The 25,984-nt window shown below is 53.2% G+C and carries 18 protein-coding genes, 1 tRNA gene and 1 pseudogene; 14 read left to right on the top strand and 6 right to left on the bottom strand.

The features are described 5' to 3' along the window. Positions 1-37 precede the first annotated feature (37 nt). The 6 genes and pseudogenes from ABGI61_RS05340 to ABGI61_RS05315 all read left to right on the top strand — a co-directional run. Positions 38-613 carry a Maf family protein gene (locus ABGI61_RS05340; RefSeq protein WP_347597999.1) on the top strand — a complete coding sequence of 192 codons (576 nt, stop codon included), beginning with the start codon at positions 38-40 and terminating at the stop codon, positions 611-613. After that, a complete protein-coding gene (gene rng / locus ABGI61_RS05335) occupies positions 610-2,076 on the top strand; it encodes a ribonuclease G (protein ID WP_347597996.1) in 1,467 nt (488 codons plus the stop codon). The genes ABGI61_RS05340 and rng overlap by 4 nt, the downstream gene beginning before the upstream one ends. Next, the gene (locus tag ABGI61_RS05330; protein ID WP_347597993.1) at positions 2,076-5,951 is read left to right on the top strand and encodes a YhdP family protein; all 3,876 of its coding nucleotides are present in this window, start codon (positions 2,076-2,078) and stop codon (positions 5,949-5,951) included. Before rng ends, ABGI61_RS05330 begins: the two co-directional genes overlap by 1 nt. Continuing rightward, positions 5,944-6,789 carry a carbon-nitrogen hydrolase family protein gene (locus tag ABGI61_RS05325; protein ID WP_347597990.1) on the top strand — a complete coding sequence of 282 codons (846 nt, stop codon included), beginning with the start codon at positions 5,944-5,946 and terminating at the stop codon, positions 6,787-6,789. The genes ABGI61_RS05330 and ABGI61_RS05325 overlap by 8 nt, the downstream gene beginning before the upstream one ends. Beyond that, a complete protein-coding gene (tldD, locus tag ABGI61_RS05320; protein ID WP_347597987.1) occupies positions 6,786-8,228 on the top strand; it encodes a metalloprotease TldD in 1,443 nt (480 codons plus the stop codon). The genes ABGI61_RS05325 and tldD overlap by 4 nt, the downstream gene beginning before the upstream one ends. 53 nt (positions 8,229-8,281) lie before the next feature. After that, a pseudogene (locus ABGI61_RS05315) lies at positions 8,282-9,280 on the top strand (branched-chain amino acid aminotransferase); the annotation flags it as partial. A gap of 40 nt (positions 9,281-9,320) precedes the next feature. On the opposite strand, the gene yjgA reads toward ABGI61_RS05315, so the two are convergent. After that, entirely contained in the window at positions 9,321-9,839 is a 519-nt protein-coding gene (yjgA, locus tag ABGI61_RS05310) for a ribosome biogenesis factor YjgA (protein WP_347597984.1), read from the bottom strand. Positions 9,840-9,956: 117 nt separating this feature from the next. On the opposite strand from yjgA, the gene pmbA reads away from it, so the two are divergent. After that, positions 9,957-11,303 carry a metalloprotease PmbA gene (gene pmbA, locus ABGI61_RS05305; RefSeq protein ID WP_347597981.1) on the top strand — a complete coding sequence of 449 codons (1,347 nt, stop codon included), beginning with the start codon at positions 9,957-9,959 and terminating at the stop codon, positions 11,301-11,303. Positions 11,304-11,368: 65 nt separating this feature from the next. On the opposite strand, the gene ABGI61_RS05300 is transcribed toward pmbA, so the two are convergent. Together ABGI61_RS05300 and ABGI61_RS05295 are read right to left on the bottom strand one after the other, a co-directional pair. Beyond that, the gene (locus tag ABGI61_RS05300; protein ID WP_347597978.1) at positions 11,369-13,546 is read right to left on the bottom strand and encodes a M3 family metallopeptidase; all 2,178 of its coding nucleotides are present in this window, start codon (positions 13,544-13,546) and stop codon (positions 11,369-11,371) included. 138 nt (positions 13,547-13,684) lie between these two features. Next, a complete protein-coding gene (locus ABGI61_RS05295; protein ID WP_347597975.1) occupies positions 13,685-15,616 on the bottom strand; it encodes an ATP-binding protein in 1,932 nt (643 codons plus the stop codon). A gap of 169 nt (positions 15,617-15,785) precedes the next feature. Here ABGI61_RS05295 and ABGI61_RS05290 point away from each other — a divergent pair. The 4 genes from ABGI61_RS05290 to ABGI61_RS05275 all read left to right on the top strand — a co-directional run bounded on the left by ABGI61_RS05290 (position 15,786) and on the right by ABGI61_RS05275 (position 20,809). Continuing rightward, a tRNA-Arg gene (locus tag ABGI61_RS05290) sits at positions 15,786-15,862 on the top strand. Between the two features lie 283 nt (positions 15,863-16,145). Beyond that, entirely contained in the window at positions 16,146-18,170 is a 2,025-nt protein-coding gene (locus ABGI61_RS05285; protein ID WP_347597972.1) for a S9 family peptidase, read from the top strand. Between the two features lie 144 nt (positions 18,171-18,314). After that, positions 18,315-19,874, top strand: coding sequence for a thymidine phosphorylase family protein (locus tag ABGI61_RS05280; protein WP_347597969.1), 1,560 nt, complete (start codon positions 18,315-18,317; stop codon positions 19,872-19,874). A 47-nt stretch (positions 19,875-19,921) separates the two neighbouring features. Further along, on the top strand, positions 19,922-20,809 hold the full coding sequence (locus ABGI61_RS05275) for a ribose-phosphate diphosphokinase (protein ID WP_347597966.1): 888 nt from the start codon (positions 19,922-19,924) through the stop codon (positions 20,807-20,809). Between the two features lie 57 nt (positions 20,810-20,866). On the opposite strand, the gene katG is transcribed toward ABGI61_RS05275, so the two are convergent. Both katG and ABGI61_RS05265 read right to left on the bottom strand, forming a co-directional pair. After that, positions 20,867-23,062: a catalase/peroxidase HPI gene (gene katG / locus ABGI61_RS05270; RefSeq protein WP_347597963.1), complete on the bottom strand. Its 2,196-nt coding sequence runs from the start codon at positions 23,060-23,062 to the stop codon at positions 20,867-20,869. Positions 23,063-23,202: 140 nt separating this feature from the next. After that, positions 23,203-23,622, bottom strand: coding sequence for a hypothetical protein (locus tag ABGI61_RS05265; RefSeq protein WP_347597960.1), 420 nt, complete (start codon positions 23,620-23,622; stop codon positions 23,203-23,205). A gap of 139 nt (positions 23,623-23,761) precedes the next feature. Between ABGI61_RS05265 and ABGI61_RS05260 the strand changes: the two genes are divergently transcribed. Next, a complete protein-coding gene (locus tag ABGI61_RS05260) occupies positions 23,762-24,376 on the top strand; it encodes a hydrolase TatD (RefSeq protein WP_347597957.1) in 615 nt (204 codons plus the stop codon). Positions 24,377-24,626: 250 nt separating this feature from the next. Further along, positions 24,627-24,935 (top strand): helix-turn-helix domain-containing protein, encoded by a 309-nt coding sequence (locus ABGI61_RS05255; protein WP_347597954.1) that lies wholly within the window; start codon positions 24,627-24,629, stop codon positions 24,933-24,935. 12 nt (positions 24,936-24,947) lie between these two features. Here ABGI61_RS05255 and ABGI61_RS05250 read toward each other — a convergent pair whose 3' ends face one another. Beyond that, the gene (locus tag ABGI61_RS05250; protein ID WP_347597951.1) at positions 24,948-25,136 is read right to left on the bottom strand and encodes an OsmC family protein; all 189 of its coding nucleotides are present in this window, start codon (positions 25,134-25,136) and stop codon (positions 24,948-24,950) included. Between the two features lie 123 nt (positions 25,137-25,259). Between ABGI61_RS05250 and ABGI61_RS05245 the strand changes: the two genes are divergently transcribed. Further along, the gene (locus ABGI61_RS05245; protein ID WP_347597948.1) at positions 25,260-25,982 is read left to right on the top strand and encodes a hypothetical protein; all 723 of its coding nucleotides are present in this window, start codon (positions 25,260-25,262) and stop codon (positions 25,980-25,982) included. Positions 25,983-25,984 lie beyond the last annotated feature (2 nt).

Raw genomic sequence — 25,984 nt, 5'->3', positions numbered from 1 at the left:
TGCTTTGTCATGAACACTTTTTAATGAAACCCTTGTAATGAGCTATCCCGTTATTGCCCTTGCTTCATCTTCTCCGCGCCGGCGTGAACTGCTGGCGCAACTGGGGGTGTCCTTTAGCCTTGTGAAAGCCGATATTGACGAAAGTGTACAGCCAGATGAGGCGCCGGCGCACTATGTGCAGCGTTTGGCGGAGCAAAAAGCCCGTGCTGGTTTAAGCCGGCTAAGCCAGCCGATGCCGGTAATGGGCGCCGACACCATAGTGGTTGTTGAAGGGCAGATATTGGGTAAGCCTGCTGATTTCGCTGAGTTCAACCGCACCATGCAACTGCTGTCTGGCCGTTGTCATCAAGTGATGACGGCGGTGGCCTTGTTGGATGATAGGCGCTGCCTCAGTGCGCTGGTGAGTACCGAAGTATGCTTTCGACAGTTAAGTGCTGAAGATATCAGTCGCTACTGGCACAGCGGTGAGCCGCAGGATAAAGCCGGCGGCTATGGTATCCAGGGCCTGGGTGGCCGTTTTGTGCTGCGCATAAACGGCAGCTACAGTAGCGTGGTTGGGCTACCCTTATGTGAAACAGAACGTTTACTGCAAAACTGGCAGGAGCAAGCATGAGCGCAGAATTACTGCTCAACGTTACCCCCAGTGAAACCCGGGTAGCCCTGATAGAAAACGGCGTGCTGCAGGAGCTGCACATCGAGCGGCAGGCCAAGTTGGGGCTGGTAGGCAATATTTATGTCGGCAAAGTAAGCCGTGTGCTGCCTGGCATGCAGGCGGCGTTTGTGGATATCGGTCTGGATAAGGCAGCGTTTTTACACGCCTCAGACATAGTACAGCATGACAGCCTGACTGAACTGGACGGCAAGCCCGCGGTGAGCAAAGACATCCGTGTGCTGGTACGTGAAGGCCAGTATCTGTTGGTGCAGGTGGTTAAAGATCCGCTGGGTACCAAGGGCGCGCGCTTAACGACCGACATTACGCTGCCATCGCGTTATCTGGTGTTTATGCCAGGCTCGCCACATGTTGGTGTGTCGCAGCGGCTGGAAAGTGACAGTGAGCGTCAGCGCTTAAAAGACATTGTCAGCCAGTATCTGGATGACAGTGGCGGCTTTATTGTGCGCACGGCGGCCGAGGGCGCCAAAGAAGAGGAGTTGGCGCAAGACGCTAAATTCCTGAAAAAACTCTGGGCCAAAGTATTAAAGCGTAAGCAAAAGACCCGCAAAGAAGGCGTGGTGTATGAAGACCTGACATTAGCCTATCGCATACTGCGCGACTTTGTCGGCACTGAGCTCGAAAGGGTGAGGATCGATTCCAAGCTGACCTATCAGCAGCTTACCGCCTTTTGCGAAGAGTTTATTCCGCATTTATCGCCACTGCTGGAATATTACCCAGGTGAGCGGCCCATTTTCGACATGTTTGACGTGGAAAACGAAATTCAGCGCGCGCTGGAGCGCAAAGTGCCGCTAAAAAGTGGTGGTTACCTGATCATCGATCAGACCGAAGCCATGACCACCATTGATGTTAACACCGGCGCCTTTGTTGGCCATCGTAATCTGGAAGAAACCATTTTCAATACCAACACTGAAGCCACCCAAGCGATTGCCCGCCAGCTAAGGCTGCGCAACTTGGGCGGTATTATTATTATCGACTTTATCGATATGCAAAATGCTGAGCACAAAAAACGCGTATTCCACAGTTTAGAGCTGGCATTGGCGCGTGACAGGGCTAAAACCAACATCCATGGTTTCTCTGCGTTGGGGCTGGTCGAGATGACGCGCAAAAGAACACGCGAAAGTCTGGAACATATCCTCTGTTCTGAGTGTCCAGTATGTGAGGGGCGCGGCAGTTTAAAAACGGTAGAAACCGTGTGTTTTGAAGTGCTGCGCGAAATTGTCCGGGTAAACCGGGCCTACGCGGCTGACAAGTTCGTCGTGTATGTCTCGCCAGCAGTCAAAGATGCACTGACTAATGATGAGTTTCATAGCCTGGCGGAACTACAGGTGTTTATTGGTAAACAAATCAGTATTCATACCGAACCCTTGTACACTCAGGAGCAATTTGACGTGGTGATGATGTAGTGCACAAAGCAACGCGGTGGTGTTTTTACTGCTTACACAAGGTCTGGCTGGCATTGGCGCTGTTGCTGGTGCTTTTGGCCGTGCTGATCTCTGTGTTGCGTTATAGCCTGCCTTATGCTGACAACTACAAACATGAATTAGAACGCTTAATTAGTGAGCGCTACGGTGCCACGGTCCGTATCGGTGAGCTGAGCGCCGGCTGGCAAAAATTTGGCCCGGCTTTGTTATTGCGCGAGGTCGAACTCTCTTCAGCAGAGCAGCAGTTACAGCTGGATATTGCCGAAACCCGGGTACGGCTGGATTTTTGGCGCAGCCTGTTAAACCGTCAATTAACGGCGCAGCATTTTGAGCTGCACGGCTTACGCTATTATTTGGACAGCAGCCGTATTCTGGCTGGTTCAACCGACACTGTTCTGGATACCGCACCGGTGTTAGCGGCGCTGGAGCAGTTGCTGTTTCGCCAACTGGCGTATTTTTCGCTGTCAGACAGCCAGCTGATCATACAGCAACCACAGCAAGACGATGTGGTAATTAATATTAACCAGCTGGACTGGCGCAACAAGGGTAACCGCCATCAGGGCAGTGGCGAGCTGTCGCTAGCAGGCGTAACAGCCAATACGGTGTCAGTGGTGCTGGACCTGTACGGTGACACCCTGGCCGACGCCTTTGGTCAGTTGTATTTGCAAAGCGACAAGCTGGATATTCTGCCCTGGTTTGCCAGTGTGCTGCCGCCCAGTCAGAAGTTGCAGCAGGCCAGTGTGAACTTTCAGGCCTGGGGTCGCATTGATCAGGGTTTATTGCGGCGTATGCAGGTTGAATTGGCCGACAATAGTCTTAGCTGGCAGCAACAAAATGAACACAAGCAGTTAAGCCTGGGACAAGGCCAGTTACTCTGGCAGCCGGAAGCTGATGGCTGGACGTTGTCGTCCGGCGCGCTGACGTTAACAGCCAATACTGAGCAATGGCAAGATTTACAACTGCAACTGGCGTACCGGCAAGGAGACTGGCTTGGCGCGCTGAGCAACTTCGATATTCAGGCGCTGCAACCGCTGGCCGAATTGCTGGCGGAGGATATCGCGCCGCTACAACAAGTATTAGCCTATCAGCCCACCGGGCAGCTGCAGCAACTGCAGTGGCGTATTGGCAAGTCGAAGTGGCAACTGGCTGGCACTGTAGCGGCTGTCAGCAGCAAAGCGCTGGGAGATATTCCGGGTGTCAGTGGTGTAAGCGGCGAGTTTTTGCTAAGTGACACTGTGTCAAAAATCAGCCTCAGTGGTGAGCAGGGTGAATTACAATGGGATGGCCTGTTCGCCGCGCCCATGCCTTATCAGCAGTTGTCAGCCACCGCTTATCTGCGCCGGCAAGAGGATGGCAGCATGCAGCTGCAGATACCCGAATTGCAGCTGATAAACGATGATCTGACCCTTAATGCCAGGTTACAGCTGGATCAACGCTTAGAAATCTTAGCCCAAGTTACCGATGTGAATGCCGCTCATGCTTATCGCTATTACCCGCAGCGTTATATGCCCGAGGCTACCCGCGAATACCTGACCGAGGCCATTGTTGCCGGTCAGCTTGATAGCGCCACCTTGCTGTGGCATGGTGCGCCGGCCCAGTTCCCTTACCGTGAGCAACAGGGTGTTTTTCAGGTAGATGCTAAGCTTAGCGAGGGGCAGTTCGCCTTTGCCCCAGACTGGCCTATGCTGACGGAGCTTGACGCCAGTTTATGGTTTGAAAATGCCGCTATGCAAATAAACGCGCACAGCGGCTTACTGGACAGTATCAGCCTGAACAACAGTGTGCAGGCCGACATTGCCGACTTATTTGATGCCCGGTATCTGCATATTCACATCGCACAACCAGTAGAAGCCAATAGCGTTACGGATTTAATGCTGCAAACACCGCTGGCAGATAATTTGGGCAAAACCTTAGCGCATCTGGGCGTTAATGGCACTGTGGCGGCGGACGTCGATTTACTGATTGGCTTACGGCAAAAAGAAGTGGTGGCCAGTGGCGAGGCGTTATTTACCAATGCCAGTCTGACACTGCAGGCGCCGGCCGCTGAATTTACCCAGGTTAGCGGTAAGTTGCAGTTTAACAACGAAAAAATTGATGCCAGTAACCTAACACTGCAGTGGCGCGGTTTACCCATAACTGTAGATGTTAACGGTGATAACGCGGCCGAAGGTTACCAGTTAGCGCTGGCTCTGGCGGGCAGTCATAACAGCCAGAGGTTGTTGGAAGCGCTGTATGCGCCGGCGGCTACCTTAATTGCTGGCACGACCGACTGGCAGGCTGAGCTGGCGATGACGCTGGCCGCGGATGGCATGCAGTATCAGGCACAGCTGCTCTCTGACCTGAATGCGACGGCACTGCTATTACCGGCGCCCTATTACAAAGATGCGGCCAGTCAGCAAGCGTTGCAGCTGACCCTGACCGGTGATGAAACTCAATCAGCAATCCATCTGGCTTTGGGCGAAACACTGCAATTTAATGCGATGTTGTTGCACCAGGCGCAGCAGTTACGCCAGGCACAGCTAAGTCTGGGCAAAGCGCCAGCCAGCCAGAGCAAGGAAGATTTCAGTATCAGCCTGAATTTACCCGAGCTGGATTTTCTCGCCTGGTTTGATCTGATCCAAGCGCAGCTGCAGGCCGCGGAAGGCAGCGGTGACGGCATATTTCCGCCGCTGGCGTCGGTGCATGGCAAAATTGCCGAGCTGCAACTGGCACCGGGCATCACGTTAAATAATGCCGTGTTTGATGCCAGCCAGGGCGAGCAAGACTGGCAGCTGCAACTCAACGCCACTGAGCTGGCCAGCCGCTGGCAATTTAGTAAAGACTGGCAGCAACAAGGTATTACTGCCAATTTAGACTATTTGCGCCTGCCACTGGCCGAATCTGTTGAGGCTAGCGAGCAGGCTGCGGCCGTGACCGAAAAACTGGCCTTAACCGCTCAACGCTGGTTATTAGAGCTACCACCCATCACAGTAAACTGCGCCGATTGCAGCCTGGGTGCTTACCGTTTTGGCCAGGTAACGGCACGCAGCCAAAGCAGTGACGAACGCTGGCAACTGACCGAGTTTAGTGCCCGCTATAAACGGCATCAGCTCAGCGCCAGTGGCTATTGGCAGGACGATGGCGCGGCCGGTGTCAGCCAGTTCAGCGGCCAGCTACAAACGAATAACCTGGGCGCCATGCTGGACGAATTTCAGCTAACCTCGGCGGTATCGGGCAGCAGTGCAGACATTCAGTTTGCGCTGAGCTGGCCCGGTGCACCAAACCAATACCAGTTGGCTGACTTATCCGGACAGGTTGATTATACCTTGGGCGAGGGGGCGCTAACGGAAGTTAGTGATCAGGGTTCGCGGTTGTTTTCCATTTTCAGTCTTGATTCGCTGCTGCGTAAGCTGCGGCTGGATTTTCGCGATGTGTTTGCCAAAGGTTTCTTCTACAACGGCATGAGCGGTTCGCTGGCGATAAGTCAGGGTGTGGCGCAAACCAGCAATGCCAATATTGATGGCGTGCCGGGCAATTTGCAAATTCAGGGTTATGCCGATCTGGTCAGTAAACAGCTGGATTACCAAATGGCATTTTCGCCAAAGGTGACCTCCAGCTTGCCGGTAATTATTGCCTGGATGGTGAATCCGGCTACTGGCCTGGCTGCACTGGCGTTGGATGAAGTGTTCCAAAGCGCTGAGGTGATCTCAAAAATCAACTTTACCGTTACCGGAAGTTTTGACAAACCGGTGGTGACCGAAGTGAACCGTCACAGCACCGAAGTACCGGTGCCGGTTCGGGTGGCGCAGCCCGAGGCTATTATCGAGCTGCCGGCGGCCCGCCAGGGCGCGAACGAGACCAAACCACCGCATGGCTAACTGGCGCCTCAGTGCAATTCAGCTTTGCAGTGCCCCCGAGCCAGAGCAAAACCTGGCAGCGGTGGCGCATTACTTACAGCAAATAACACAGCAATGTAGTGATGGCTTGCCACATCTGGTTGCGCTGCCCGAGTGCTTTGCCGTGTTTGGCGGCGGGGATGGCTTACAGCGGCAATATCAGGCACCACTGGGTCAGGGGCTTATTCAGCAGCGCTGCGCCGCATTGGCGCAGCAATTTGGCGTGTATTTACTGGCCGGCTCTTTGCCTACCACCAGCTCGGATCCGCAGCGTTTCAGTGCCAGCAGTGTGTTATTTGGCCCGAATGGCAGCTTGCTGGCTGATTATCAGAAATTGCATTTATTTGATGTTGAAGTCAGCGACAGCACCGGCAGTTATCGCGAGTCGGCCAGCACTTATGCCGGTGAAAAAATCAGCCTGGTACAGCTGCCTGAGCTGAAGCTTGGCCTATCGATATGCTATGATGTGCGCTTTCCCGGCCTGATGCAGGCGCTGGCAAGCCGCGGTATGCAGGTGTTAACCGTACCGTCGGCGTTTACCCGGGTGACTGGCGAAGCGCACTGGCACACCCTGTTAAAAGCACGCGCCATAGAAAATCAGTGCTTTGTGCTGGCGCCAAACCAGACTGGTGTACACGCCAACGGCCGCGAGACCTACGGCCATAGCCTGATCGTCGACCCCTGGGGCCGCGTATTGGCAGATGCCGGCAGCGCCGAGGGTTGGGTGTCGGCGACAATAGATTTAACCGAATGTGCCAGGCTCAAGCAGAAGATGCCGCTGGCGCACCATAATCGTTTTTACAGTGAGCTCAAACCATGACTGCAGCAGAGCAGAACCTGATCACCGCATCCGACCTGACCGATAACGATTTGCAGGCCACGCTGGGGTATTTATTCGACCATCAGCTGGATTTTGCCGATTTGTACTTTCAGTCCAGTGTGCACGAATCCTGGGTGCTGGAAGATGGCCTGGTGAAAGATGGCTCTTTTAATATTGAACGCGGTGTGGGTGTACGCGCCATCAGTGGCGAAAAAACCGGCTTTGCCTACGCCGATACCATTAGTAGTGCGGCGCTTAAACAAGCCGCCACCGCCGCCCGCGGCATTGCCGCACATGGCCAGCAGGGCCGGGTAAAAGCCTTCAGTAAAAGCGGCAACAGCAATATTTACCTGCCATGCGAGCCGCTGCAAAGCTTAAACAACACCGAAAAAGTGGCGCTGCTGCATCAGATAGAGGCTTATATCCGTACGCTGGATAACCGCGCTGAGCAGGTGATGGTGAGCTTATCCGGCGTTTATGAGGAAATTCTGGTTGCTGCCAGTGACGGCACTTATGCCACGGATATCCGGCCGTTGGTAAGGCTTAACTGCTCGGTGTTGCTGCAACAGGGCGACCGGCGCGAGCGCGGTAGCGCTGGCGGTGGCGGGCGTACCAGTTACAGCTACTTTACCGAGCTGGTAGACGATACGCCGCGCTGGCAGCACTATGCGCGCGAGGCTGTGCGCCAGGCGCAGGTGAATTTAACCGCCATCGACGCGCCAGCTGGCACTATGCCGGTGGTGCTGGGCAGTGGCTGGCCTGGTGTATTGCTGCACGAAGCGGTCGGCCACGGCTTAGAGGGTGACTTTAACCGTAAAGGCTCTTCGACCTTTAGTGGCCGTATTGGCCAGCAAGTGGCGTCTAAGCTGTGTACTATTGTTGATGACGGTACTTTGGCGCACCGGCGCGGCTCGTTAAATGTCGACGATGAAGGCGTACCTAGCCAGCATAATGTGCTGATCGAAAACGGTATCTTAAAAGGCTATATTCAGGATAAACACAACGCTATGCTGATGGGCGTCGCCCCCACAGGTAACGGCCGGCGCGAGTCTTTCGCCCATTTACCGATGCCGCGCATGACCAATACCTATATGCTGGCCGGTGAAAGCGACCCTGCTGAGATTATCGCCAGTGTGAAAAAAGGTATTTATGCGCCGAATTTCGGCGGTGGCCAGGTGGATATTACCTCAGGTAAATTTGTTTTTTCCGCCTCAGAAGCCTATTTAATTGAAAACGGCAAAATTACCGCGCCCATCAAAGGTGCCACCCTTATTGGTATGGGGCCGGAAGCCATGCAGCAGGTGTCTATGGTAGGCAACGATTTGGCACTGGATGCCGGTGTTGGCGTTTGTGGCAAGCAGGGCCAGAGCGTGCCGGTGGGCGTGGGCCAGCCGACACTGAAACTGGACGCCATGACTGTCGGCGGCACCGCACATTAATAACCAACCACCGCCGCAGCGGTGGGCAATAACAAAACAGCAGGAAGAGAGCAAAAATGGCAGCGTTTGGAACCGTATTTGTCCCAGAAATGGTGATTTCCCGTTATACCCAGTCACAATGGAGCACGCCAGAGAGGGTGCCGGTCGACAGTATCAGTCTGCATCCCGGTGCCCATGTGCTGCATTATTCCAGCACCTGTTTTGAAGGGTTAAAGGCGTTTCGCCACAGTGACGGCGGCATTTATATTTTCCGAATGGACAAGAACGTCGCCCGCTTAGCGCAAAGCAGTGAGCTGTTGTCACTACCAAAAATTAACGGCGCTATGCTAAGCCAGATGATCATTGATATTGTTAAGCATTATGCCGCTGATGTACCTAACCCGCCGGGCTCTATGTATATTAGGCCAACGCATATTGGTACTGAAGCGTCGATTGGTAAAGCCGCGGCACCAAGCGCAGAGTCAATGCTATATGTGCTGCTATCACCGGTAGGTGATTATTTTGCCGGTGGCGCTAAGCCGCTGCGGTTATTGCTGGAAGATAACGCCCGCTGCGCTGCCCATATGGGTATGGTAAAAAGTGGTGGCAACTACGCCAGTGCGCTGCAGCCAATTATGAAAGCCCGCGCTGCGGTGCAGGCTGATCAGGTACTGTTTTGCCCTAACGGCGATGTGCAGGAAACCGGTGCGGCGAACTTTTTGCTGATCGACGGCAATGAAATTATCACCAAGGCGCTGGACAGCAGCTTTTTACACGGTGTTACCCGTGACTCTATTCTGACGCTGGCACGCGACCGCGGCATGAAGGTGTCCGAGCGTGAGCTCACGGTAGATGAGCTGTTAGAGCGGGCGGTAAAACCAGGCGCCGAAGCCGCGTTATCGGGCACGGCAGCAGTATTAACGCCGGTAGGCACCCTAATTCATGGTGGTAAAGAGTACCAGGTGGGCACAGGGCAGGGCGGCGCCACCACCAACGCACTGCGTCAGGCACTGAATGATATTCAGTGGGGCAAGGCTGCCGATACGCATGGCTGGTTAACCAAAGTGTGTTAATGGCTTAAATACATAAAAAAGGCCGCAGTTGCGGCCTTTTTTAATCTTCGATAATTAGCGGTTTAATCAGCTGAAATAACTCGCGGAAGTACTTAGGTGGCTGCTGCTTTTCCTGCTCTCTTTTTGCATTACGAATAAGCTGGCGCAGTTGCTGCACGTCTACGTCCGGGTAGACGGCAATAAACTCGGTTAAGGCATCATTATCGCTTAACAGTTTGTCGCGCCAATGCTCCACTTTATGAAACTGCCTTGTCGCCGCCTGGTTAGTGTTGCGCAGTATTGCCAGCGCCTGCTCTATCGGCTCTAAATCGCGGCTACGCATTAAGCGGCCAATAAACTGAATATGGCGGCGCAGTGCTTCGCGTTTATTGCCCAGCTTATCGGCCAGTTGCAGCGCGTCTTTTAGCTCATCGTCCAGCGGCACCTTGGCGCGGGCGGCAGCACTTAACGCCACCAGCTCTTCACCCAGCTTTTGCAGCTCGTGCATTTCCCGTTTTACCTGCGACTTACTCTTACCTTCTTCTTCGTCCCAGGTGTCACCGTGAATAAAATCGGTCATGTTAAGGTCACTCTTAGTAGTAATGCCGCTAAGTATACATGATCGCGCTGCGCAGCAGCAGCCAGCTTTGTCAGACTATGGTAAGCTTGTGGCAAATAATTTGGCTGAACCGAGATTATGCAGCAAACACAACCGACAATCTGGCAGGAAATTGACGAAGTAAAGCAGGCCGTCGCCGAGGTGCTGGCGCATGCCAAACAATTAGGCGCCAGCAGCGCTGAAGCCTCGATGAGCCGCACCAAAGGCTTAAGCGTGGAAACCCGTCACGGTGAGGTAGAAACGGTCGAGTTTAATCAGGATGGTGGCCTGGGCATCAGTTTGTACTTTGGCCAGCGCAAAGGCTCTGCTTCAACGGCTGATTTAAGCCCGCAGGCATTGAAACGCACAGTAGAAGCGGCGGCCGACATTGCCCGTTATACCTCTGAAGATCCACATACCGGCATTGCCGAAGCCAGCTGGCTGGAGATGTCACCGCCGGATCTGGATTTATATCACCCAGACAGCATTGGTACCGAGGAGGCAATACGCCTGTGTGCCCGCGCTGAAGAGGCCGCTTTTGCAACCGATAGCCGTATTACCAATTCTGAGGGCGCGTCGTTCTCGTCACACACCGGCCTTAAAGTCTACGGTAACAGCCACGGTCAGTTAGTAGGTTACCCCAGCTCCCGTCACAGCTTTAGCTGTGTGGTGATAGGCGAAGAGGGCGAAGATATGCAGCGCGACTACAGCTTTAGCGTGGCGCGCCGCTACAGCGACTTGCTTGACCCGACACAAATTGGTCGCGAAGCCGCACAGGAAACCGTCGCCCGGCTCAACGGCCGGCAAATTGCGACGCAAAAAGTGCCGGTGATCTTTCGCGCTGACATCGCCAGCAGCCTGTTTGGCCACCTGGTGTCGGCCATCAGTGGCGGCAGCATTTACCGTAAATCCAGCTTTTTGCTGGATAAAGTCGGTCAGCAGGTGATGGCGCCGGGGCTTACCATTATTGAGCAGCCGCATTTACGCAATGCGTTGGCGTCCAGCCCCTTTGATGGCGAAGGGGTAAAAACCCGTGACTTAACGGTGATCGAGCAGGGTGTGCTGACCACCTACCTCACCACCAGTTACTCGGCCCGTAAGCTGGGGATGGCCAGCACCGGCCATGCCGGCGGCATTCACAACTGGCTGGTAAGTCATGGCGATGAAGACTTACGCCAGCTGTGCCGCACTATGGGTAAGGGCTTGCTGGTAACCGAACTTATGGGCCAGGGTGTCAATACCGTCACCGGCGATTACTCGCGCGGCGCGGCCGGTTTTTGGGTCGAGCACGGCGAAATCCAATTCCCGGTGTCTGAGGTAACCATAGCCGGTAATTTAAAAGACATCTTTATGCAAATTGCGGCGGTTGGGAATGATATTGACCGGCGTGGCGGCGTATTAACCGGCTCGGTGCTGGTAAGCCAGATGCAGGTGGCCGGCAGTTAAGTGCGGTTGGCGTAAATAGAAAGCCCGGCGTTATCAGCCGGGCTTTTTTGTAGCTGCCTATTAAATTAATCTACTTTGGTTTTTAAACCGCGGCGGATTAACAGCGCATCTGTGGTCGGCTCCTGGCCACGGAAGGCTTTATAAGACTCCATTGGCGGGCGAGAGTTACCCACAGACAGAATGTTTTTGCGGTAGTTCTGGCCGTTTTCCAGCTTCAGGCCGCCCTGGCTTTGCACGTAGGCAAACGCATCAGCCGCCAGAATTTCACTCCACATATAGGCGTAGTAACCGGCTGAGTAGCCGCCGCCCATAGAGTGTGAGAAGAAAGTCGACTTATACCGTGGTGGTACTGCCGCTAAATCGACACCGTGTTTTTTCAGTGCCGCGGCTTCAAAAGCGTTGACATCCTGCAGTGGCTCGTCAGCTGACAGAGAGTGCCATTCCATATCCAGCAATGCTGCTGAGATATATTCCAGTGTGTCAAAGCCCTGGTTAAAGCTGCGTGACTTCATTACTTTCGCCAGCAGCTCAGCCGGGATTGGCTCGCCGGTTTTGTAGTGCTTGGCATAGTTAGCAATCACTTCCGGGTTGGCTGCCCAGTCTTCTTCGAAGGTAGACGGGAACTCAACAAAGTCACGTGATACTGAGGTACCGGCCAGTGTCGGGTATTTCACGTCTGAGAACATGCCGTGCAGGCCATGGCCTAACTCGTGGAACATGGTGGTGACATGGTCATAGCTTACCAGTGTTGGCTCACCCTCTGGCGCTTTGGGAATGTTCATCACGTTCACCACTACCGGCTTTTGGCCCAGTAAGTGTGACTGACCGACAAAAGAGCTCATCCAGGCACCACCGCGTTTGCCTTCACGGGCGAAGTAGTCGGCGTAGAAAATGGCCAGGCTGGTGCCGTCGGCGTCAAACAGCTCGTACGCGTCTACGTCAGGGTGGTAGGTTGGCAAGTCTGGCCGTGCTTTAAAGGTAACCCCGTACAGGCGGTTCATGGTGTAGAACAGGCCGTCTTTTAATACGCGGTCAAATTCGAAGTATTGTTTTACTTCGTTTTCATCCAGATCGTATTTCGCCTGACGCACAAACTCGGCGTAGTATTCCCAGTCCCACGGCTGCAGCTCAAAATCGCCGCCTTTTTGTTTGATCATTTCCTGAATGGCTTGGGCTTCCAGCTTAGTATTGGCGACTACCGCCGGTACCATGCTGCCTAACATATCAAACACCGCTTGGGGTGTTTTCGCCATTTGCGCTTCCAGACCATAGCTGGCCCAGTTGTCATAGCCTAACAGCTTGGCACGCTCGGCACGCAGCTGAGCTAAACGGGCGACCAGCGGCCGGTTGTCGGTATCGCCGCTTTGTGCACGGTTGGCTGACGCTTCCCACACTTGCTTACGCACATCACGGTTGTGCAGCTGGGCTAATACTGGCTGGCGCGTGGTGTTGGTAATGCTTAACAAGTACTTGCCTTCATGGCCGGCGTCTTTAGCGGCATTGGCTGCCGCAGTAATTTGCGCGTCAGACAGGCCATCCAGCTGCTCTTTGCTATCAACAATAACAGCAATTTTTTTGGTTTCTGCCAACAGGTTCTGTGAGAACTGAGTGGTCAGTTTAGAGTGCTCTTCGTTTAAGGCACGGATAGCGGTTTTTTGCTCTTCGGTCAGCTCTGCACCAGAGCGGACGAAACGCTCGTAGTACACTTCAATTAAGCGCGTTGACTCGCTGTCCAGTTGCAGCTCGTTGCGCTGGTTGTACAGGCTTTTAATACGGGCAAACAGCTGTGGGTTTAAGTTAATGTTGTCAGAATGTGCCGCCATTTTTGGTGCCAACTCTGACTGAATTTTACGCCGCGCTTCGTTTGAATCTGAACCGGCCAGGTTGTAAAACACGCGCGAGGTACGGGTTAACAGCTCGCCACTTTTTTCCAGCGCCACCAGGGTGTTTTCAAACGTAGCAGGTTCCGGGTTGTTAGCAATAGCCAGCACTTCGGTCATGTGCTGCTTCATGCCTTCTTCAAAGGCTGGCAGGAAGTGTTCGTCTTTTATTTCGGCAAAGTTCGGTGCTTCGTATTGCAGCATGCTTTTAACCATTAACGGGTTGGTTGAAGTAACATCGGCAGCCGGTGCCGCTTGTTGCTGGCTTTGTGCGGTGTCAGTTTGTTGTGGAGCAGTGTTATCAGAGCAGGCACTGAGTGCCAGTACGGTGCCAATAGCGCTGGCAATAAGCGTTTTACGCATGGATATCTCCCTGGAAGATGTAGGACCTTTGTTGTAATTAATGCGCCTGGGCGCAGCTGCACATCCGAGTATGCCAAAAGCTGGCACTAATACACCCGCTTTGCAGCCAGTTGCCAACAAATTAAGACAAAAACCGGCTTAGGGCAACCGTTTCGGCTGCAGTGCTTGCTGATAGGGCAGTTCGAAGTAAAAACAGCTGCCATGCAAAGCCGCCGGATAGTAGCCCATAGTGCCATGCATCTGCTGGATTAAACTACGGCTAATGGCTAACCCCAGGCCTGTACCGCTGTGTAAGCGTTGATCTGAACTGTCGGCCTGGCTAAAGCGGCTAAATAGCCTGGGAACAAACTCTTCTGCCACCCCTTTGCCTTGATCGGTGACGGTGACCCGCACATTGTCGGCTACCAAACTTACCGCAACTTGCACTGTGCCACCCTTGGGTGAGAACTTGACTGCGTTACTCAGCACATGGCGCACCACTTGTTGTAGATGGGTGGCGTCGGCATTCACCACTACCTGAGTTAAGTCTGGCGGGCAGTCCAGCTGCAGTAAAATGCCGGGCTGTAATAATTGCATGTCGTTAATGCAGTCTGTCAGCAGCGGGGGCAGTGTCACTGCGGTCAGCTCCAGCGTGATGGTGCCGCTGGCAATTTTTTCCACATCCAGTAAGTCGTTAATTAAGCTGCTTAGCTGCTGGCAGTTAGTATGCGCCAGCTTTAGCATGCGCTGCTGCGATTCGGTTAATTCGCCCAGCGCACCCGATACCGCCAGCCCCAGTGCTGCCGACACCGACGTTAGCGGTGTGCGCAGTTCATGGCTAACAGTAGAGATAAACTGCTGTTTTAACTGTTCGGTTTGCTGCCGCTCGGTTAAATCGCGCAGCACCAGTAATTGCCTGCTCTGGTTTTGCAGTTGGATATGGCTGCGGTTAACCGCTATCGGGAAAAAGCTGTTGTCGCGCCGGCGGCCTTCGGTTTCACATTCGCTTTTGGCGTTTGAGGTGGCGCTATACAGCTCATCTAATTTGTCAGGCTCGGCCAGCAATATTGACCAGTGCTGGCCAATTAAGGCCCCTGCCGTGTAATTAAACATTGGCAGGCAGGATAAATTCACCTGCTCAATCACACCATCAGGTGTGGTGGTAATAATGGCATCGTTAACGTTATCCATAATACTTTGCAGGTAACGTTTACTGCGCTGCTGGGCTAACACACTGTGACGCAAATGCTGGCGCGACATAAACAGCCACAGCAGCAAACCCAGTAACAGCGCGCTGATACTGTAACTTAGCAGGCGTATTTGCCCGCTACGATCAGGCACATTTGCCACTGAGCGCAGCGCCATTTGCCATAGCGCGCCGCGCAAGCTGATACCCAGCAGCAGGCTGTCGTCATAAAACAAGCTGTCATTACCATAAAACGCCGGGCTGGGCGTGCCAGCAGTGTTCAGGCTGCGAATAGCCACCTGCACTTCCTGCTCGGTGGTTTGTCGCTCCAGTAAAGCCCACACCGAGCCAATATCGACCACAGTGCTGACAATGCCCCAGTAGTCATTGGCATTAAGGTATACCGGCAGCCGGTAAATAAAGGCACTGCCCCCTTGGATCAGCGTAATGGGGCCGACCAGACGCGCCTCGCGTCTTTCAATAATGGCCGCAATATCAGGCCACTGTTCGGTCAAATCGGGGTAGTAGATGCCAATGGCTTTTTCATTACCGCTTAGCGGGTACACGTAGCGCAGGGTGTTGCCGGGAGCAATACCAATATTGCGGATATGCCGTGCCTGGTGCGCCAGCTCGGGTAGCAATAACTGCATTTCAGTGGGGGAGATATCACCATTATTGGCCTGGATATGCGCGGCCAACCCAATGGTCAGATACAGCGGGATATTCAGCTCAGATTCCAGCAGCGCCCTAAGCTGGCCGGCGCTGGCAATTTCATGGCGTAATTGCTGACTGCGCTGATGCTGCTGTTCATGCGTGACCAGGGTTTCGGTGGCCCACACCGCACCCAGCAGCAATGCCAGCAGCAATAGCCATTGCCAAAAAGTTAATAAGGTTTTGTTACGCATCCGTTCAGGCAAAGTCCAACAAAGAAGGCCGACAACCACAATAGCGCTAAGGCATTTAGCTTGTAAATATGCACCATGCAACTGAGTGTTGAAAAAACGCGCAGTCAGGCAATAGACACACACCACAAGGCTGTCTATAATGCGCAGCTTCTGCACATTAGCAGATTGCGCACCCGTAGCTCAGCTGGATAGAGCGCTGCCCTCCGGAGGCAGAGGTCATAGGTTCGAATCCTATCGGGTGCGCCAAAACAAACAACCGCCATTTCGGCGGTTTTTTGTTTTGTGCATCCGTGGATTAGAACCTACGTTCGACAAAAACGTCAGGAACGTTTTTGAACAGCTCCGCTGGCCCGCAGGGCGAGGGCAGGATAGCCCGAGTAATCCTATCGGGTGTGCCATAACCCCAACCATCACAGCTGTTTTTTGTTTACAGCAAATTCCCCGCCACTTACCTCGCGTTATGCTGCGTTGTTTGTCACCTGTGCTAGTATTTTGCCGCTACCTAAACAATAACAACGGAGTTATCCCGATGAAAAAACTGCACCTTTTGCTGGTGCTGTGCTGGCTGCCCTTAATAGCACTGGCGCAGGACGACAGCAGCCTGAGCGTTGAGCGGCTATGGCAGCTTGAGCGTATTGGCCAGCCGGTTACCTCAAATGATGGCCGCTTTATTGTGGCGCCGGTAACCAAATTTGATGTTAAAGCCGATAAAGGCCATACCCGGCTGTGGCTGTTCAGCGCCGATGGCAAACAGCAAACGCCGTTAACGGCGGAAGGCCTGCGTGCCAGTGAGCCGGTGTTTTCACCTGATGGTAATACCCTTGCCTTTATCAGCCAGCGCGATAAAGACGATGCCGGCCAGATTTACCTGTTGTCGATGAACAAACCGGGCGAAGCGCAGCGCTTAACAGAAGTACCCACTGGCGTGTATGGCATTAAGTGGGTAGGCAAGCATCTGTACTTTATCAGCCGCGTTTGGCCGGAAAAAAGCTGGGATGAGATGGCCGCGCATATTAAGGCCGAGAAAGACAATAAAATGTCAGCCAAACAATGGAATGCACTGCCATATTCATACTTTGACCACTGGATAGACGAAAACCGCCAGGCGCATCTGTTTCGCATAGCGGCAACAGGTGGCGACGTACAGCCGGTTACTCAGCCGCTGGGGCTGGAGCTACCGCGCGAAACTCAGGGCAGTGATGACTACGACATTGATGCCAAAGAGCAGTATGTTGCCTTTAGCGCCAATGGCAGCAGCAACCGGGTCGACCCGAATATTGATATTTTTATCGCCCGCATCGGTAGTGATAAAGCCGACAACCTTACCAATGCCAACCCGGCGGCAGATTTTAACCCCAGCTTCAGCCCGGATGGCAAAACCCTGGCCTTTAGCAGCCAGCGTATCCCCGGTTTTTATGCCGATACTGCCCGGTTGCAGCTGTATGACCTGGCTGCGAAAAAACAGCGCGAGCTAACCACCAACTGGGATCGTTCGGTAACTGGCTTTGTTTGGGCGGAGGATGGTAAAGGCTTCTATGCCAGCATCGACGATGCGGCCGTGCGCCGGTTGTATTACATTGATGCGAAAAACGGCAAGCCGCGTGCTATTACCCAAACCACCAGCTTTGGTCAGCCGGCGTTGGCAGCGAAAAACCAGTTGGTGGCCACCAACGACAGCTTTATGTACCCGGCACGTCTAGTGTTGGTCGACAGCAAAAACGGTAAAACCCGCCGCCTGGATACTTTCAACGACGAGGTATTAGCCCAAGCCAAGCTCGGCAGCTATGAGTCAGTTACCTACAAAGGCGCTGACGGTGCCGATATTCAAATGTGGGTGCATTACCCGCCGGGCTTTGACAAGAGCAAAAAGTACCCGCTGTTTATGTTAATTCATGGCGGCCCGCATAATGCCATTGGCGACAGCTTTAGCTATCGCTGGAATGCGCAAACCTTTGCCTCCTGGGGTTATGTGACTGCCTGGCCAAACTTCCACGGCTCCAGCGGCTTCGGCCAGGATTTTGCCGATGCGATAAACCCGGACTGGCGCACCAAGCCGCTGGCGGATATTCAGGCGGCGACCAAATGGTTTGAACAGCAAAGCTGGATTGATACCGAGCGCATGCTGGCAGGCGGTGCCAGCTATGGCGGCTATTTAACCTCAGTGCTGTTAGGCACCGAGCACCCGTATAAAGCGCTGCTTATTCATGCTGCGGTATATAACATGTACTCGCAAATGGCGGCGGATTTTGCCGTTCATTCCACCCGCTTTGGCGGCTTTTGGGATAACCCGGATATTTATAAGAGCATTTCGCCGCATTACCATGCCGACAAGTTCAACACGCCCACCCTGGTGATCCATGGCCAGCTGGATTACCGTGTACCGGTAGGCCAGGGTTTTGAGCTGTTTCGCACCTTGCAAACCCGTGGTGTCGAGTCGCGGATGATCTACTTTCCGGATGAAAACCACTGGATCTTAAAGCCGAACAACTCGATTTATTGGTATAACCAGGTAAAAGACTGGATGACCAAATTTGCCGAGCCGGGCGGTCGTTAAGCCGTTTAGCTGAACATAACGCCGGCGCTGTCCGGCGTTTTTTTGCGCCAGCGCAAAGCCACAGCAGTTAACGCGTAAATGACTTGGCAGTATTGGCATTGGCCGGTAGATTAAGCCTAGGTTGCACCATTAAGGCAGGCTGTGATGAGCAAAAGCAGCAATAAAACCATGCAATTGACGCTAAAGCGGGTGGGCATAGACACCTACCGCGAAAACGTCGCCTATTTACACCGTGACTGCGAAATATACCGGGCTGAAGGCTTTCAGGCACTGGCAAAAATTGAGGTGCAGGCCAACGGTAAGCGTATTTTGGCCAGTTTAAATGTGGTGGATGACACCAGCATAGTCGCCTGCCAGCAGCTGGGGTTATCAGAAGAAGCCTTTGCCATGCTGGGCGTAGCCGATGGCAGTGCTGTTACTGTGTCACCGGCCGAGCCGGCGCGCTCTATTCCGGCGCTACACCGCAAAATTGCCGGCGAGCGCTTAAACGCTGACGATTTTCACCGCATCGTGCAGGACATTGCCAACCACCGCTATTCGAAAATAGAACTGACCGCTTTTGTCGTGGCCTGTAATCAGGGTGAGCTCGATCGCGAAGAGGTGTTCTTTTTAAGCGATGCCATGAGCAAGGTCGGCCGCCATCTGGACTGGCACGAACACCCGGTGGTAGACAAACACTGCATTGGCGGTATTCCCGGTAACCGTACGTCCATGCTGGTGGTGCCGATAGTGGCGGCGCATGGCATGCTGTGCCCGAAAACCTCATCCCGTGCTATTACCTCACCGGCCGGCACCGCCGATACCATGGAGCTGCTAGCCAATGTCGATATGCCGTTTGAGCAGCTCACCGACATCGTACACCGCCACCGCGGTTGCCTGGCCTGGGGTGGCAGCAGCGATTTATCCCCCGCTGATGATGTGCTGATCTCAGTCGAGCGGCCGTTATCGATTGACTCGCCCGGCCAGATGGTGGCGTCTATTTTGTCGAAAAAAGTCGCCGCCGGCTCTACCCACTTACTGCTGGATATTCCACTTGGCCCTACCGCCAAAGTGCGCTCGATGCCTGAGGCACAAAAACTGCGCAAATTGTTTGAGTTTGTCGCCAAGCGTATGGGGATTACCATCGATGTGGTCATCACTGACGGTCGCCAGCCAATAGGTCGCGGTATAGGGCCAGCGCTGGAGGCCCGCGATGTGATGCGGGTGCTGCAAAACCATGAGCAGGCACCCAATGATTTACGGCAAAAGGCGCTACGGTTAGCCGGCCGTATGTTAGAGTTTGCGCCAGACGTGCGTGGCGGTGATGGTTTTGCCATCGCGCGCGATATTCTCGACTCAGGCCGGGCATTGGCGAAGATGCAGGATATTATTGCCGCCCAGGGAAAAATAGACTTCGACCCGGACGCGCCGCCGCTGTCGAAGCTCAGTTTTGATATCACGGCTACAGACAGCGGCACTGTTATTGGCATTGATAATGTGCAGCTAGCGCGCATTGCCCGCTCTGCCGGGGCGCCGCGCGCCAAAGGCTCAGGCGTTGACTTAATGGTAAAACTGGGCGAGACGGTAACTCAAGGCCAGCTGCTATACCGGGTGTATGCGGCTTTCCCAACCGAGCTGGAATTTGCCCGCCAGGCCTGCGAGCGCAGCAGTGGTTATACTATCGGCCCGGCCGGGGCGCTGCAGCCGCTGTTTGTAGAATACTAAGGCTTATTGATGAGTAGAATATGTTGACCGCTGACGGGAGTCTTCTGATGTCTGTAATGTTACTCGCAAGTAGCGATGAGCACGCACCCGCACAGCGCCTGGCCGATGCGGCTGGCTTGCCGCTGTCACTGTATCAGCAGCACCGGTTTCCTGATCAGGAGTTAAAGCTAACGCTGCCTTTTAGCGATAACCTGCCCAAGCAGCTGGTACTGTATCGCAGCCTGAATAACCCGAACGATAAGCTGATAGAACTGTTATTAATTGCCCGCCATGCCCGGGCGCTGGGCATTAATAAGATTTGGCTGGTGGCGCCCTATCTGGCCTATATGCGCCAGGATATTGCGTTTAACCCCGGCGAAATTGTCAGTCAAAAAATTATCGGCCAGTTTTTAGCTGAATTATTCGATGGTGTAATTACCGTCGACCCACACCTGCACCGCATTAATCACTTAACCGAAGCCATTGTCAGCGGCGAGGCGATAGCGCTTAGCGGTGCGCCCCGCTTGGCTGAACTGATTGCTATTGAGTGTCAGCAGCCCTTGTTAATCGGGCCGGATGCCGAGTCAGAACAGTGGGTGGAAAGGGCAGCAACGCAAATAGGCTGTGACTATGCGGTATGCACTAAGGTGCGCAGCGGCGATAAACAGGTGCACATTCAGCTGCCTAACATCAGCGTAAACGGTAGAAATGTGGTACTGATGGACGATGTCGCCAGCTCCGGCCATACACTGGCCGAAGCGGCTAAGTTACTACGTAGCGCTGGCGCGGCCTCGGTCGATGTCGCCGTGACCCATGCCTTATTTGCCGGCGATGCCTTAGCGCTAATTAAAGCCGCCGGCGTAAACCGGGTGTGGAGTACAGATTGTATCGCCCACGCCAGCAACGCCATTAGTATGGCACCACTGCTTGCCAAAGCGTTAAAGCCTTTGCTGTAAATCATCGCCATAAAAAAGCCCCGCCTAACCTGGCGGGGCTGTTTACACTATGACGCCTTAAGCCAGATCAAAACGGTCGGCGTTCATTACTTTTACCCAGGCTTTAACAAAGTCCTGCACAAACTTTTGTTTGTTATCGTGCTGGGCATACACCTCGGCGTAAGAGCGCAGTATCGAGTTTGAGCCAAACACCAGATCGACCCGGGTCGCTGTCCATTTGGTTTTACCGGTGTTACGCTCGACAATGTTATACAGGTTTTTACCCGCAGGCTGCCAGCTGTAGGCCATGTCGGTGAGGTTAACGAAAAAATCATTCGTTAACACACCGGGCTTGTCGGTAAACACGCCGTGTTTAGTGCCACCGTAGTTGGTATCCAGCACGCGCATGCCGCCAATCAGCACGGTCATTTCCGGTGCGGTTAAACCCAGCAGTTGGGTTTTATCCAGCATTAGCTCTTCTGGCTGCACCACATAATCCTTTTTCAGGAAGTTACGGTAGGCATCGTGCAACGGCTCTAACACTTCAAACGACTCGGCATCAGTTTGCTCGGCGCTGGCATCGCCGCGACCCGGCGCAAAGGGCACGCTGATGTTGTGGCCTGCTGCTTTAGCAGCTTGTTCGACGGCCGCACTGCCACCTAATACAATTAAATCAGCCATACTTACCGGCTTGCCAAAGCCGGCTTTAATGCCTTCTAACACCTTGAGCACCTTGGCTAAACGTTCTGGCTCATTGGCCTGCCACTGGTTAAGCGGTGCTAAGCGAATACGCGCGCCGTTAGCGCCGCCACGGTAGTCCGAGCTGCGGAAGGTACGGGCACTGTCCCAGGCGGTGGCGATCAGCTCGCTTTGGCTTAAGCCGCTTTGCAGTAACTTATTTTTTAGCGTAGCAATATCGGCGTCGGTTAAGTCGTAATTGCCTTTAGGTACCGGATCTTGCCAGATCAGGTCTTCTTTTGGCACATCTGGCCCCAAATAGCGGCTTTTCGGTCCTAAATCGCGGTGGGTTAATTTAAACCAGGCACGGGCGAACACCTCAGAGAAGTAGGCCGGATCTTTATAAAACCGCTCAGAAATTTTGCGGTACGCCGGGTCCATTTTCATCGCCATATCGGCGTCAGTCATAATAGGAATAGTGCGGCGCGATGGGTCTTCCACATCGACCGGTTTGTCTTGCTCTTTGATATTAATGGGTTGCCACTGCCAGGCACCGGCCGGGCTTTTTTTGAGTTCCCAGTCGTGCTCTAACAGCATTTTAAAGTAACCGTTATCCCACTTAGTCGGGTGGGTTGTCCAGGCGCCTTCAATACCGCTGGTTACCGTATCGCGGCCTATGCCGCGGGTTTTGTGGTTATTCCAGCCAAAGCCCTGTTCGTGCACATCGGCGGCTTCCGGCTCCGGCCCTAAGTTTTCTGCTTTGCCATTACCATGGGCTTTACCTACCGTATGGCCGCCAGCGGTTAGGGCAACGGTTTCTTCATCATTCATCGCCATGCGGGCAAAGGTAATACGCACATCGTGTGCAGTTTTTAGCGGATCCGGCTTACCATCCACGCCTTCAGGGTTTACGTAAATTAAGCCCATCATTACCGCCGCTAACGGGTTTTCCAAATCGCGTTCACCGCCCTGTGCCGATGAAGAGTAGCGGCTGCCCTCACTGCCACTGGGGGCCAGCCACTGTTTTTCTGAGCCCCAATAAATGTCTTTTTCCGGGTGCCAAATATCGGCGCGGCCGCCGGCAAAGCCAAAGGTTTTTAACCCCATAGACTCATAGGCCATATTGCCGGCTAAAATCATTAAATCGGCCCACGACAGGCTATTGCCGTATTTTTGCTTAATAGGCCACAACAGGCGGCGGGCTTTGTCCAGGTTACCGTTATCTGGCCAGCTGTTTAGTGGTGCAAAACGCTGGTTACCGGTGCCACCACCGCCACGGCCGTCGGCAATGCGGTAGGTGCCGGCACTGTGCCAGGCCATACGGATAAACAAACCGCCATAGTGGCCCCAATCAGCCGGCCACCAACTTTGGCTGTCGGTCATCAGCGCTTTAAAGTCATTTTTAACGGCTTCAAGGTCCAGTTTTTTAAACGCTTCAGCATAGTTAAAGTCCTGGCCCAGCGGGTTAGTTTTGCTGTCGTGCTGGTGCAAAATGTCAAGGTTAAGGCTGTTGGGCCACCAGTTTTTCTCGCTTTTGGCAGCAGAGGTATTGCCACCGTGCATTACCGGGCATTTACCGGCGGTATTGTTGTCCATCAGTTGCTCCTTGGTCGTTAATTTTGTGCAGGTTGTTAAACAGATACCTGCTAAGGTGCCTAAAACTATAGACGGCGAACTTAGGTTACGACAGCGAGTTTTAGCGCTTGGTTTAATCGGTTTTATTGATACACGCTGGTCTAGCCGGTGTGCTTTAGGCTTAAACTGTCCACAGTGAAGCCCTCCGAGCTTAACCAGGCCAGTGCTTGCTGCTCGTCGGGGTAAACCCGGCGTTCAAATGTTGCCGTATGCTCGACAATCATTTTGTCCAGCTGATAACGCTTTATCATATTCGGGCAATATACCTGAGCGGCGTAGCGCAGGCCGTTAGCAAGGCACCAGTTAACCAGCTCAGTGATGACGGGCTCTATTTCCGGCACGCCCAATTGCCAGTTATCCAAATAAACAATGTGTGCCCAGTCAGTGCCGGCCAAGGGCTTCGCCAGCACTTTAAACTCCTGTGCATAATCCTCGGCAGTGAAGCGGTTCCAACTGCCATTCACGCTGGCCAGAATAACCCGCTGTTCTCGCCATATTCTGAATTTAGGCATGGGTTTCATGACTTTTCACCGGCTTGCGTTGCAGGCTTTAAGTTTAGCAGCCGCTAATAATGTCAGCTTGATGTAAAACAGGTTTTTAAGGTTAAATTTTTATCAGCGTGCAATAGTAGCAACATCATTAAGCTTTAAAGGAAGCGCTATGACAACATCTACATGCTCTTACCTGGACTCCCAGCGCCTTACGCTGCACTGCGGCAGTGATCTTCCGGCGGCACAATCCTTATTGCAGCGCTCTGGGCACAGTGCTTTAGTCAGCCAGTTAACGCCGACACCATCGCCACAGCAGTTACTCGATGCTGCCGAACAGGCTTATCAGCAAGGTTATGAGCAGCAGGCGGCGACAGAATTTGAATTACAGGGTCTGGCTATCGCCGGTATTGGCGACCCACTGCTGCATTTAGATGTGTTAGCTGCGTTTCTACCGGCCTTTAAGGCCAAACGCCATGGCGTGCCGATAACGTTGCTAACCTATGGTTTGGTGGACGCGCAGCAGGCCCCGGCAATTTGCCAGCAGCTGCTTGAACTGGAAGTAGAGCGGTTAGAAGTGTACCTGCCAGCGAGCAATCCGCCTGCCTATCAGCAAGCGGTTAAGCCCACCCGGTTCGGTTTTAGTGAAGTCTGCCAGTTTATTCACACCGCCAGCGACGCCGGCCTGCAGGTTAGCTGTTTTGCCTATGCGCCAGTGGCCCAGCAAACCGAACTGCGCGCACTGGCGCTTGATTTAGGCGCCAGAGCTTTTGTGGTTAAGCCTTAGCTGTCGTTTAACCCAACCTATGTGCGTGGCAGCTATGTCGACTTGTACTCATTAATGACTGCTTACGGTAATAAACTGCCGTTAAGTTTGCCTTTTTGACTATTTAGCGGTAACAAACTACTGTTGTATACTATTTAAACGGAGTTAAACTACCGTATATAGCTCTGGAGGGTGTTAATGCTGTTGCAAGTCTTTTCCCGGCGATTGGCTTTACCCAGTTTGAAACCAAACTAAAACGGATGCAGTTGTTATGAGCCAACTTAATCAAAACGACGTTATTGCGGATATTTGCTATAAGTTAAACCGCGCTGAAATAACGCTAGGGCAGGCTATTTACGCTATTCGCACCCGCTTGTATCAGCTAACCCAGGCTGATTACGCCAGGCTGTGCAAGGTGTCAGAGAAAACCCTGCGCGAAGTTGAAAAAGGCAATACCGACCCACGATTGTCGATTATTGAACGGCTGCTGCGCCCCGGCGGTTTAGCGTTAACCACCAGGGTGTTGACCAATCGTGTGCAAACTATGTCTGAGCGGGTGCAGGCTAACAGCCAAAGGTAATACCTTTCTAGCCTAAGCCAAACTATGCACCACTTCGCTGGTGTGGCTTAAATTGTCATGCAGCGGGCAGCGCTGGCATACCTCGTCTAAAAACTGCGCTTTTTGCTCGTCGGTTAAATTGGCATCTATTACCGCGCTAATACGAATTTGTGTAAAACCCACCCTGTCATCGGTCGGCTTGCAGTCAGTATCGTCGGTCATCGCAGCATCAAAAGCTGGGGATGATAACTAAATTGGGCTGGTTACGGGGGATTTGAGTATGTTCATCATCTAGTGCGACAATCGGCAGTATTAATTACTAGTCCAAAAATACGGATATTTAATATGAACACGCCAACAGTCAGCTCAGCTGCCGATGCGGTTGTTTACCCGGCGGATGAATTTCGCACCCCAGTGAATGTACTTGCGCCGGACCAGCGTAATTTCCATTTCGGTGTGACGTCAATCGAAGTGCTTTATGCTCGGATTTCGCAGTGCAGCCTGAATAGTTATGTGCCGGAAGATATCAGAGTGCAATTCGATACCGCTAGAAATCTGTATCTACACGCCTTTTATGTGTATCGCTTTTACGTTGTGGCTGAACGGCATGTGCTTACTACGTTAGAGCTGGCGATTCGGGAATGCATAGGCGATAAGACGCTGGTCGCGTTTCAAAAAGAGCTTAAAGCAAGAGGTATAAATTTCAAAAAAGGCTTAAGGCTGTATCTGGAGTATTTAGCTCAACATCAATTAATACAAAACGAAGACTTCCCGCGCTGGCATCGTCGCAACAGAATGGCTGCAGAGGATGCTTATCGGGATAAAGTCTTTAAGCTAATGGAAGAGCAGGGCTTGGAAGAATACCAATGGGACGAAAGCGAGATAGACGAGAGCGCTTTTAATGTCGAATGGGATTACGTGAGGGATTTAAGCGAAATACTGCCAAAAATCAGGAACAATCACTCACATGGCAGTACAATGCTGCACAATCAGGTCTCGCTTAGCTTTGTAAATGTTTCTGTCATTATTAATAAGATGTTTGAGCGCACTGCCACAGCGCAAAAATAACC

This window comes from Rheinheimera fenheensis, assembly GCF_039871805.1.
Lineage (GTDB): Bacteria > Pseudomonadota > Gammaproteobacteria > Enterobacterales > Alteromonadaceae > Alishewanella > Alishewanella fenheensis.
Note: the sequence above shows the minus strand (reverse complement) of the source record. Positions and strands in the feature narration are given on the sequence as shown.